We start from the raw sequence: 10834 nt of genomic DNA on the forward strand, positions 1-10834 counted from the left end.
CGCAGGCCTTACGGAACCGCGCAAACCAGCCGGTTTCAGGCGTCGAGCTTGGCCAGGATCTCGTCGGAGACGTCGGCGTTGGCGTAGACGTTCTGCACGTCGTCGCTGTCTTCGAGCGCGTCGATCAGCTTGAAGACCTTGCGGGCCGTGTCTTCGTCGACCGGGACGTTGATCGTCGGCAGGAAGCTGCTGTCGGCCGAGTCGTAGTCGATGCCGGCCTCCTGGAGGGCCTTGCGGACCGGCACGAGGTCGCTGGCCTCGGTCACGATCTCGAACGACTCGCCCAGGTCGTTGACCTCTTCGGCGCCCGCTTCGAGGACCACTTCGAGGACCTGGTCTTCGGTGAGCTCGACGCGGCCGGCCTTGGTCTCTGACACCAGCTTGGGCACCAGGATGACGCCCTTGCGGTTGAACATGTAGGACACCGAGTTGGGGTCGGCCAGCGAGCCGCCGTTGCGGGTCAGCGCGACCCGGACCTCGGAGGCCGCGCGGTTGCGGTTGTCGGTGAGGCACTCGATGAGCATGGCGACGCCGCTGGGGCCGTAGCCCTCGTACATGATCGTCTGCCAGTCGGCGCCACCGGCCTCCAGGCCGCCGCCGCGCTTGCGGGCGCGCTCGATGTTGTCGACCGGGACCGAGCTCTTGCGCGCCTTGGTGATGGCGTCGAAGAGGGTCGGGTTGCCGTCAGGATCGGGGCCACCGGTCCTGGCCGCCACTTCGATGTTCTTGATGAGCTTGGCGAACAGCTTCCCGCGCTTGGCGTCGAGCGCGGCCTTCTTGTGCTTCGTCGTCGCCCATTTGGAGTGGCCGGACATCGGCTAGAGCTCCCTTACCATCTCAACGAAATACGAATGGACCCGCGCGTCGCCGGTCAGTTCCGGATGGAACGAGGTGGCGAGCAACGGGCCTTGGCGGACCGCGACGATCCTATCCCCGGCGCGGGCCAGCACTTCGACATCGTTTCCGACGGACTCGACCCAGGGCGCCCGGATGAAGATCGCCCGGAAGCCCTGAATCCCCGGGAGGTCCAGATCGTACTCGAAGGAGTCGACCTGGCGCCCGAAGGCGTTGCGGCGTACGACCATGTCGAGGCCGCCGAGGGTCTGCTGGCCCTCGATGCCGCCCTCGATGCGGTCGGCCAGCATGATCATGCCGGCGCAGGAGCCGTAGGCGGGCATGCCCGCCTTCACCCGCTGCTGGATGGGGTCGAACATCTCGAAGGCCACCGCGAGCTTCCACATCGTGGTCGACTCGCCGCCCGGGATGACCAGGGCGTCGACCTGGTCGAGCTCCTCGGGACGGCGCACCGCCACCGCCACGGCGCCCGACTCCACCAGGGAACGGGCGTGCTCGCGGACGTCGCCCTGGAGCGCGAGCACGCCGATCGTGGGTGTGCTCACCAGCCGCGCTCGGCCAGGCGGTGGGGCACGGGAATGTCGTCGACGTTGATGCCGACCATGGCCTCGCCGAGGCCGCGCGAGACCTTGGCGATCACGTCGGGGTCGTCGAAGAACGTGGTGGCCTTGACGATCGCGGCGGCCCGCTGGGCGGGGTTGCCCGACTTGAAGATGCCCGAGCCGACGAACACGCCCTCGGCGCCGAGCTGCATCATCATCGCGGCGTCGGCCGGGGTGGCGATGCCGCCCGCGGTGAACAGCACGACCGGCAGCTTGCCCTCGCGGGCGACCTCGGCGACCAGCTCGTAGGGGGCCTGCAGCTCCTTGGCCGCGACGTAGAGCTCGTCTTCGGGCAGCGAGGAGAGGCGCTTGAGCTCGGCGCGGATGGTGCGCATGTGGGTGACGGCGTTGGAGACGTCGCCGGTGCCGGCCTCGCCCTTGGAGCGGATCATGGCCGCCCCCTCGGTGATGCGGCGCAGGGCCTCGCCCAGGTTGGTGGCGCCGCACACGAACGGCACGGTGAAGCGCCACTTGTCGATGTGGTTGGCGTAGTCGGCCGGGGTGAGCACCTCGGACTCGTCGACGTAGTCGACGCCGAGCGACTGCAGGACCTGGGCCTCGGCGAAGTGGCCGATGCGCGCCTTGGCCATGACCGGGATCGAGACGGCGGAGATGATGCCGTCGATCATGTCGGGGTCGCTCATCCGGGACACGCCGCCCTGCGCGCGGATGTCGGCGGGCACCCGCTCCAGGGCCATGACGGCGACCGCGCCCGCGTCTTCGGCGATCTTGGCCTGGTCGGGCGTGACGACGTCCATGATCACGCCGCCCTTGAGCATCTCGGCCATGCCGCGCTTCACGCGTGCGGTGCCGACGGACGGGGTCGTTTCGGGGCTGGACACGGCGCTACCTCACTCGAGGGGACAAGGTGAATTGGTTCTATATTAGGCGCCTGAGCGAACCAAAACGACAGTCCATTTCGTACGGAAAGACAGGCCGGACCGGACAGTCCGTCTACGGAGCGATCGGCGTCCTGGACGCCAGCACCACCCAGACCTGGCCGCGGGCGAAAGGCATCGGGCTGCCGTCGGCCAGCGTGAACGTGGTCCCGTCCTCCTCCGTCGGGCGCTGCCACCTGACCTTGTAGGCCTGACCGTCGCGCAGCACGACGCCGGTGCCCTTGCCGGTCGAGTGGACCAACGGCGTGTAGCTGCCGGTGAAGTCGTGGAACTGCGACCGCTCGGTCTTGGTGTACTGCACGACCACGGTAGCGGGGGCGATCTGGCCGCCCTCGGCGGCCATGTCCTTCTCGCCGTCCTGGATGACGGCCCACTTCTTCGCGGTCGCGTTCCACTGGAAGGTGAAGGTCGCCGCCGGATACTTCACCGTGTAGCGCCGCGTCGGCTTGCCGCCCTCCGGGGCCTCGTCGGAGAAGGTGAACCCGATGTCCTTCGCCCTGGTCGCCTTGGCCTGCTTGAGGAGCTGGGCGGGGCGGCCGACCAGGTTGTAGGGGGCGACCCGGCCCGGGTAGCGGAAGTAGGCGCCGGGGGCCGAGCTGTCGGAGACGTCGACCAGCGACGCCTGCTGGACGAACGGGATCATCTTGGTCTGCACGCCCGAGTAGGCCAGGGCGGGCTTGCCGAACATCGGCAGGATGTGCAGGTCGGAGATGCGGGCCGAGCGGACCGGGCCGACCTCCTTGGGCAGCTTGGAGGAGAAGATCGCCATCAGCCGGGTCAGGCCGCCCTCGACCTGCTCCACGTAGACGATGTCGGCGGACTTCACGCCGATCTGCGGCTTGCCCGAGTGGGTGTTCTCGATCTTGACGGCGAGCACCGGCTTGCGCGCGGCCACCGGCATGCCGGTGAAGGGGTGCTCCGGCGGCTTGCTCGGCGAGGCCGACGCCGCGACATCGGCGGCCTGCGGCGTCGTGCCGGGGTTGCCACCTTCGCCCCCCGACGAGCACGCCCCGGTCAGCAGTGTCGCCGCCGCGAGCATGAGAACGCCCATCCGATGTGCCCGCACGGACAACTCCTCCCGAGTCCCGAAAAATCGGCGCCAGCTTACCGGCGTCGGCTGGCAAATCGGTCAGAGTCCGTCAAGTCGGGTCAGGCGCCCGCCATGGCCTTGGGAGGGTCGTCGTCGATGTCGAAGAAATCGGGGTAGGGCGTGTGCCCGGCCAGCCGCAGCACCCGGGCCAGGAAACGGCGCTGGGCGACCCGGGTGACGTCGACGGCGTTGTTGTAGAACCGGCGCGAGTAGACGACCTTGGCCACCGCGGCGTCGAGCTCGGCCAGCAACTCGGGGGCCTGCACCTTCTCGGCGAAGGTCTCCTGGTCGACGACCGCCCTGAGGGTGCGCGACAGGTCGCTCTCGGCGTGCTCGCGCTCGTCGGGGCCGGCCGTACGCGCCTCGTGGGCCGCCGCCGCCAGCACCAGCGACGTGGCGGGGTCGAGCAGCCGCGAGCCCGCCAGCTCCAGGCTGACCGCGGCCCGCCGCAGGAGGGCGGCGTCGAGGGCGGCGTGGGCGGTCTCCAGGCGGATGTGCAACCGGTCGAGCCGCCCGGCCCGCCACGAGATGTAGACGGCCGTCAGCACGATCACCACGCCGACGACCAGGATGACCGTGGTGTTCACCACTCGTCCTCCACGCCGACGGGGACGCCGGCGACGGTCTCGTAGACCCGCAGGACGTCGCGGGCGACGGTCGACCAGTCGTATTTGCGGACGGCGAGCCGGGCCTCGTCGGAGTATTCGGCCCGGCGCCGCGGGTCGTCGAGCAGCCGGGCCGCCTCGCGGGCCAGCGCGGCGGCGTCGCCGGTGGCGAACAGGGCCCCGGCCTGGCCGTCGCCCAGCACCCTGCGGAAGGCCGGGATGTCGCTGGCCAGGATGGTCGCGCCCGCCGACATGGCCTCGGTCAGCACGATGCCGAAGCTCTCGCCGCCCAGGTTGGGGGCGACGAAGACGTCGACGGAGTGGAGGGCGCGGATCTTGTCGGCCTCGCTGACCATGCCGAGCAGGCCGACGCGGTCGTGCAGGTTCCTCGGGAGCCTGGCGTAGACGTCGTCGGCGTCGCCCGGCCCGGCGACCAGCAGCCGCACGCCGGGCCGCTCCTCCGCCAGCTTCGTGAACGCCTCCAGCAGCACGGCCAGGCCCTTGCGGGGTTCGTCCATCCGCCCGAGGAAGCCCAGGACGGTCCCGTCGGGGCCCCAGCCCGGGAGGGGCTCGGCCTCGGCGTAGCGGTCGACGGTGACCCCGTTGGGGATCAGCACGGCGTCGCCGCCCATGTGCTCGACCAGGGTCTTGCGGGCCGCGTCGGAGACGGCGATCCGGCCGGTGATCTTCTCCAGGGCGGTGTGGAGCACGGGCGCGGTCACCGAGACGGCCCGCGAGCGCTCGTAGGAGGCGTGGAAGGTCGCCACGATCGGGCCGCGCGCCACCCAGCAGGCCAGCAGGCCGACCGACGGCACGGCCGGCTCGTGGACGTGGAGCACGTCGAACCGGCCCTCGCGGATCCACTTGCGGACCCGGTTGGCCGACAGGAACCCGAAGGTCAGCCGGGCCACCGACCCGTTGTAGGGCACCGGCACGGCCCGCCCGGCCGACACCACGTAGGCCGGGAGCGGCGCGTCGTCGCCGGCGGGCGCCATGACCGAGACCCGGTGCCCGTCGTCGATCAGCGCCTCGGCCAGATCGCGCACGTGGGCCTGCACCCCGCCCGGGACGTCCCACATGTAGGGGCAGACGATCCCGATCCTCACGGCCGGGGCTCCCTCGGCTCCAGGTCTTCGAGCCACAGCCGCTGGAGCATGTGCCAGTCGTCGGGGTGTTCCGCGATGCCCTTCTCGAAGGCGTCGGCCATGCCCTGGGTGAGCTCGGTGACCTTCTCCTGCCGGGTCCCCTCGGCCGGCACGGGCACTTCCGGATGAACGTCTAAACCCCACCCGTCGCCGTCGAACCAGATGGTCACGGGCACCAGCGCGGCCCCGGTCTGGAGCGCCAGCAGCGCCGGTCCGGCGGCCATGCGGGTGCGGCGGCCGAAGAAGTCGACCTCGATCCCGCTGTCGGTGAGGTCGCGGTCGGCCGGGAGGCAGGCGACCCTGCCCGCCCGCATGCGCTGGGCGAGGGTGCCGAACGCCTGGGCGCTGCCGCCGCCCTGCTTGGTGAGCGGCAGCACCTCCATGCCGATGGCGGTGCGGAAGGCGACGAACCGCTCGAACAGCGACTCGGGTTCGAGCCGCTCCATCACGGTCGTGAACGGGTGGCCGCACTGCACGAGCCAGACCCCGGCGGCGTCCCAGTTGCCCATGTGGGGCAGCGCGATCACGACGCCCCGGCCCTCGGCGATGGTCTCCATGAGGTAGTCGCCGCCGACGGCGCGGGTGCGGGCGTGGATCTTCTTCGGGTCCATCGCCGGGAGCCGGAAGATCTCCATCCAGTAGCGCATGTAGGACCGCAGGCCCGCCCGGGACAACTCCCGCAGCGACTCCCCCTCGCGGCCGGTCACCTTGGCCAGGTTGGACTCCAGGCGTCTGACCGACCTGCCCTGGCGCCGCCACATGACGTCGGCGATCTGCCGGAACACGAAGGCGGCCGCCTTCTCCGGGACGAACCGGACGATGGCCCAGCCGACCGTGTAGGCGGACGCGACGATCCGGTCAGCGAGCGTCATGCTGCACCGCCTGCTTGTAGACGACGTGCATACGCTGCCCCACGGTGATCACGCTGGCCAGCGCCAGCCCCCAAAGACCCACAGCCAGAACGTACGGCACGCCCAATCCGTCGAGGAAGGCCACCACGAGGACGACGAGCAGTCGCTCTCCGCGCTCGGCGATGCCGATGTTGGCCGTCATGCCGAGCCCCTCGGCCCGCGCCTTGGCGTAGGAGACGACCGCGCCGCCCACCAGGCAGAGCAGGCCGCCCAGGGCCAGCACCCGCTGGCCGTCGAGGACCAGGTAGATGATCAGGCCGGAGAAGACGCCCGCGTCGGCGACCCGGTCGAGGGTCGAGTCGAGGAAGGCGCCCCAGGTCGAGCCCCTGGTCATCCGGGCCAGGATGCCGTCGAGCAGGTCGGCCAGCACGAAGAAGGTGATCACGAGGCTGCCGGCGACGAGCTGCCCGTGTGGGTAGAACCACAGGGACGAGGCCACCGTGCCGAGTGTTCCGGCCGCGGTGATCATGTTGGGGGTGACGCCATGGCGCGCGAGGAACCGGCCCAGCGGGCTCATGAGCCTGGTCATGGCGGGACGCAGAACGTTCAGCATGGCGGTCTGATCGTAGGGCATGCGCCCGCCCCCACATTCCCCGCAAGGGTCTTGTGATCTGGGCCACAACGGTTAAGGGTGGGTTACACGCGCCTTTCCGATCGGGGTGCGGGGCGCGTCACAGCAGGCGGCCGGGCGGCCGCCGGTCGTTCACGCGGCCTGCGGCCTCCCCTCCAATCCAGGAGGCGAAAGTGGCGGAGAAGGCCAACGGAGGGACATCGGGAGCCGCGGGCAGGGCACCATCGGCCGACCAGCCGGACATGGTGCGCAACGTCGTGCTCGTCGGCCATTCCGGATCGGGGAAGACGACCCTGGTGGAGGCGCTGCTCGCGGCGACCGGCACCATCCCGCGCACGGGCAGGGTCGAAGACGGGACCACCGTCAGCGACTTCGACGAGGTCGAGGTCCGCCAGCAGCGGTCGGTGAACCTGGCGCTCGCGCCGCTGACCCACAACGGGATAAAGATCAACCTGCTCGACACGCCGGGGTACGCCGACTTCGTCGGGGACCTGCGGGCCGGGCTGCGGGCCGCCGACGCGGCGCTGTTCGTGGTCGCGGCCACCGACGGCGTCGACGGGCTGACCCGCCAGATCTGGGACGAGTGCGCGAGCGTGGGCATGCCGCGCGCGGTCGTCATCACCAAGATCGACCATCAGCGGGCCGACTTCGACGAGGTCCTCACCGCCTGCCAGGACGCCTTCGGCGAGGGCGTCGCGCCGCTCTACCTGCCGCTCGGCGGCGAGGCGCTCGTGGGGCTGCTGACGCAGCGCGTGTTCGACTACACGGGCGGAACCCGCACCGAGCGGGAGCCCGACGACGGGCAGGCCGAGCTGATCGAGCAGTACCGCGAGGCGCTCATCGAGGGGATCATCCAGGAGAGCGAGGACGAGTCGCTCATGGACCGCTACCTCGCGGGCGAGGAGATCGACACCAAGGTCCTCATCGACGACCTGGAGAAGGCCGTCGCGCGGGGCACCTTCTACCCGGTCCTGGCGACCGCGCCGGGCGTGGGCGTGCCCGAACTGCTCGAAGTGATCACCCAGGGCTTCCCGTGCCCGCCCGAGCACCGGCTGCCCGAGGTCACGACCATAGACGGCAAGAGCGTGCGGGTCTGCCGGTGCGACCCCGACGGGCCCCTGGTGGCCGAGGTGGTCAAGACGACCAGCGACCCCTACGTGGGCCGCATCAGCCTGGTGCGGGTCTTCTCGGGCACCCTGCGGCCCGACATGACCGTCCACGTCTCCGGGCACGTGCCGCAGCACGAGCACGACGTCGACGAGCGGGTCGGCGCGTTGTCCTCGCCCCTCGGCAAGACCCAGCGGCCGGTGGGCAAGTGCGTGGCCGGCGACGTGGTGGCGGTGGCCAAGCTCGGCCACGCCGAGACCGGCGACACCCTGTCGGAGAAGGACGACCCGCTGCTCATGGAGCCGTGGCGGATGCCCGAGCCGCTGCTGCCCGTCGCGATCAGGGCCAGGTCGAAGGCCGACGAGGACAAGCTCTCCCAGGCGCTGAACCGCCTGGTGGCCGAAGACCCGACGCTGCGCCTGGAGAACAACGCCGAGACCCGCCAGCTCGTGTTGTGGTGCATGGGCGAGGCCCACGCCGACGTGCTGCTCGACCGGCTGGCGCGGCGCCACGGCGTCGAGGTGGAGAAGATCGACCTGCGGGTCCCGCTGCGCGAGACCTTCGGCGGCCGGGCCCAGGGCATGGGCCGCAACGTCAAGCAGACCGGCGGCCACGGCCAGTACGCCATCTGCCACCTGGAGATCGAGCCGCTGCCCTCGGGCTCCGGGTTCGAGTTCGTCGACAAGATCGTCGGCGGCGTGGTGCCGCGCCAGTTCATCCCGTCGGTGGAGAAGGGCGTCCGGAGCCAGATGGAGCGCGGCGTGGTGGCCGGCTACCCGATGGTCGACATCAGGGTGACCCTGTACGACGGCAAGGCCCACTCGGTCGACTCCAGCGACATGGCGTTCCAGATCGCGGGCGGGCTGGCCCTGCGCGAGGCCGCCGCGAAGGTGAAGGCGCTGCTCCTCGAACCGGTCGACGAGGTGTCGGTCCTGGTCGACGACGACTACGTCGGCAACGTCATGAGCGACCTGTCGTCGCGGCGCGGACGGGTGCTGGGCACCGAGCCCGTGGGGGTCGGCCGGACGCTGGTCCGGGCCGAGGTGCCGGAACTGGAAATCACCCGATACGCAATAGATCTACGGTCGATGTCACACGGAACCGGAACGTTCACCCGCGCTTTCCTGCGTTATGAACCATTGCCGTCGCACCTCGCGGAAAAGGTCGCGACCCCCGCTGATTAGGGGGTTTCCGGCGCCGTTCGTTTCGCTTGAACGGCGCCGGGGCATTTCCTCGCGCGTTGTGTGGAGTCACGTCCGCCCCTATGACGAATTTCGCTATACGGGCGAAGCATCGCCGATGCGATGCCAGACTGTGACAGCCATCGCGTTCGGGGAGGGCAAGTGAAACGACAGTTGATCGCCGGCGTCGCCGTGGCCGCGACCGCTTCCGCGGGGGCATATCTGCTGGCCCCGGAGGCGTCCGGCCCGGCGTTGGAGCGTGCCAGCTACGAGACCGCGGCCAAGAAGACCGTCTGCCCGGCGGCCAAGCGCCAGATGCGCGGCATGTGGATCGCCACGACGCAGAACATCGACTGGCCGTCGAAGGCGGGCCTGCCGCCCGCCACGCAGCGGGCCGAATACGTCAAGATGCTCGACACCGCCGCCGCGCGCGGCATCAACGCGGTGTTCGTGCAGGTCAGACCGGCCTCCGACGCCATCTACAAGTCGTCGCTCGAACCCTGGTCGCAATACCTGACCGGCAAGGCCGGCAAGAACCCGGGCTGGGACCCGCTGCCGTTCCTGATCAGCGAGGCCCACAAGCGGGGCATGGAGTTCCACGCCTGGTTCAACCCCTACCGGGCCTCCTACACCGACGACGTCGCCTCACTGCCGGCCGACCATCCGGCCCGCCGGCACCCCGGCTGGGTGGTCAGGCACGAGGGGCGGCTCTACTACAACCCGGGGCTTCCGTCGGTACGCGACCACGTCACCAAGGTGATCATGGACGTGGTCAACCGCTACGACATCGACGGCGTCCACTTCGACGACTACTTCTACCCCTATCCGGGCCAGGGCACGAAGTTCAACGACACCGCCGCCTTCAACAAGTACCGCGACGGCAAGTCGCTGGCCGACTGGCGGCGCGCCAACGTCAACCAGCTCGTGGCGCAGGTCGACAAGGCCGTCCACCGGGCCAAGCCCTACCTGAAGTTCGGCATCAGCCCGTTCGGGATCTGGCGGAACAAGAGCAACGATCCGGCCGGCTCCAAGACCAACGGCATGTCGGCCTACGACGCGATCTACGCCGACCCGAAGGCCTGGATCAAGGCCGGCACGGTCGACTACCTGACCCCGCAGCTCTACTGGAACCGGGGCTTCGCCGCGGCCGACTACGACGTGCTGGTGCCGTGGTGGGCGAACGCGGTGAAGGGCAGCGGCGTCGACCTCTACATCGGCCAGGCGCTCTACCAGATCGGCACCGGCGGGGCGTGGAACCGGCCCAACGAGATCCCGTCACACCTGGCGGTGAACAAGCGTTATCCCGAGGTCAAGGGCGACGTCTACTTCAGCGCCAAGCAGGTCGTGCAGAACCCGCTGAAGGTGATGACCCGGATCGACGAGGACTACTACAAGCGCCCGGCGCTGCTGCCGCTGATCAAGGGGCTGCCCACCAAGCCGCTCGGCCCGGTGAAGAACCTGCGCAACGCGGGCGGCACGCTGACCTGGACGGGCGTGCCGGGGGCCCGCGCCTACGCGGTCTACCGGGGGTCGGGCGACTCGTGCGAGCTGGTCGCGGTGACGACCCGGTCGTCGTTCCAGACCCGGGCGAACGGCGCCTACCAGGTGACCTCGCTCGACCGCCTCTACAACGAGAGCACGCCCGCATCAGCACGAGTGGGCTGATATTGCAAGTTTTTGCTCAGTTATTGCGTCCGATGATCTGATCCTGTCAGGATGAGGGCACCCCCCTCACCGGGTAGCGTCCGCCCGGTCCTGCCAGAAAGGATCATCGGACGTGGCTGTCTCGCGCCGCAGTTTCCTCGCCTCGGCCATCTCGGCGTCCGCCATCGCGGCGACCTCGACCCATCTGACCAGCGGCCCGGCGT

10 protein-coding genes are annotated in these 10834 nt (G+C 70.0%); 2 read left to right on the plus strand and 8 right to left on the minus strand.

Going from position 1 to position 10834, the window contains the following annotated elements:
• Positions 1-35 precede the first annotated feature (35 nt).
• From AW273_RS33870 to pgsA, 8 genes are all read right to left on the minus strand, one after another.
• Entirely contained in the window at positions 36-815 is a 780-nt protein-coding gene (locus AW273_RS33870) for a YebC/PmpR family DNA-binding transcriptional regulator (RefSeq protein WP_062357422.1), read from the minus strand.
• Between the two features lie 3 nt (positions 816-818).
• Positions 819-1403 (minus strand): pyridoxal 5'-phosphate synthase glutaminase subunit PdxT, encoded by a 585-nt coding sequence (gene pdxT, locus AW273_RS33875; RefSeq protein ID WP_062357455.1) that lies wholly within the window; start codon positions 1401-1403, stop codon positions 819-821.
• Entirely contained in the window at positions 1397-2299 is a 903-nt protein-coding gene (gene pdxS / locus AW273_RS33880; RefSeq protein WP_030456898.1) for a pyridoxal 5'-phosphate synthase lyase subunit PdxS, read from the minus strand. Before pdxS ends, pdxT begins: the two co-directional genes overlap by 7 nt.
• Before the next feature lie 112 nt (positions 2300-2411).
• Positions 2412-3422 (minus strand): DUF3048 domain-containing protein, encoded by a 1011-nt coding sequence (locus tag AW273_RS33885; protein WP_232327730.1) that lies wholly within the window; start codon positions 3420-3422, stop codon positions 2412-2414.
• Between the two features lie 83 nt (positions 3423-3505).
• On the minus strand, positions 3506-4033 hold the full coding sequence (locus AW273_RS37640) for a hypothetical protein (protein WP_157556434.1): 528 nt from the start codon (positions 4031-4033) through the stop codon (positions 3506-3508).
• Positions 4030-5157 carry a glycosyltransferase family 4 protein gene (locus AW273_RS33895; RefSeq protein ID WP_062357428.1) on the minus strand — a complete coding sequence of 376 codons (1128 nt, stop codon included), beginning with the start codon at positions 5155-5157 and terminating at the stop codon, positions 4030-4032. Before AW273_RS33895 ends, AW273_RS37640 begins: the two co-directional genes overlap by 4 nt.
• Positions 5154-6068: a phosphatidylinositol mannoside acyltransferase gene (locus AW273_RS33900; protein WP_062357431.1), complete on the minus strand. Its 915-nt coding sequence runs from the start codon at positions 6066-6068 to the stop codon at positions 5154-5156. The genes AW273_RS33895 and AW273_RS33900 overlap by 4 nt, the downstream gene beginning before the upstream one ends.
• Positions 6055-6660: a phosphatidylinositol phosphate synthase gene (pgsA, locus tag AW273_RS33905; protein WP_062357457.1), complete on the minus strand. Its 606-nt coding sequence runs from the start codon at positions 6658-6660 to the stop codon at positions 6055-6057. Before pgsA ends, AW273_RS33900 begins: the two co-directional genes overlap by 14 nt.
• A gap of 191 nt (positions 6661-6851) precedes the next feature.
• On the opposite strand from pgsA, the gene AW273_RS33910 reads away from it, so the two are divergent.
• Together AW273_RS33910 and AW273_RS33915 are read left to right on the plus strand one after the other, a co-directional pair.
• Positions 6852-8969: an elongation factor G-like protein EF-G2 gene (locus AW273_RS33910; protein WP_062357433.1), complete on the plus strand. Its 2118-nt coding sequence runs from the start codon at positions 6852-6854 to the stop codon at positions 8967-8969.
• A gap of 159 nt (positions 8970-9128) precedes the next feature.
• Entirely contained in the window at positions 9129-10631 is a 1503-nt protein-coding gene (locus AW273_RS33915; protein ID WP_232327731.1) for a glycoside hydrolase family 10-like protein, read from the plus strand.
• Positions 10632-10834: the final 203 nt, after the last annotated feature.

This window comes from Herbidospora yilanensis, assembly GCF_001570565.1.
Classification (GTDB): Bacteria; Actinomycetota; Actinomycetes; order Streptosporangiales; family Streptosporangiaceae; genus Herbidospora; species Herbidospora yilanensis.

Coding starts and splice junctions, on each gene's coding strand:
- AW273_RS33900 (WP_062357431.1), bottom strand. CDS start 6,068: ATGACGCTCGCTGACCGGATCGTCGCGTCCGCCTACACGGTCGGCTGG.
- AW273_RS33870 (WP_062357422.1), bottom strand. CDS start 815: ATGTCCGGCCACTCCAAATGGGCGACGACGAAGCACAAGAAGGCCGCG.
- pgsA (WP_062357457.1), bottom strand. CDS start 6,660: ATGCTGAACGTTCTGCGTCCCGCCATGACCAGGCTCATGAGCCCGCTG.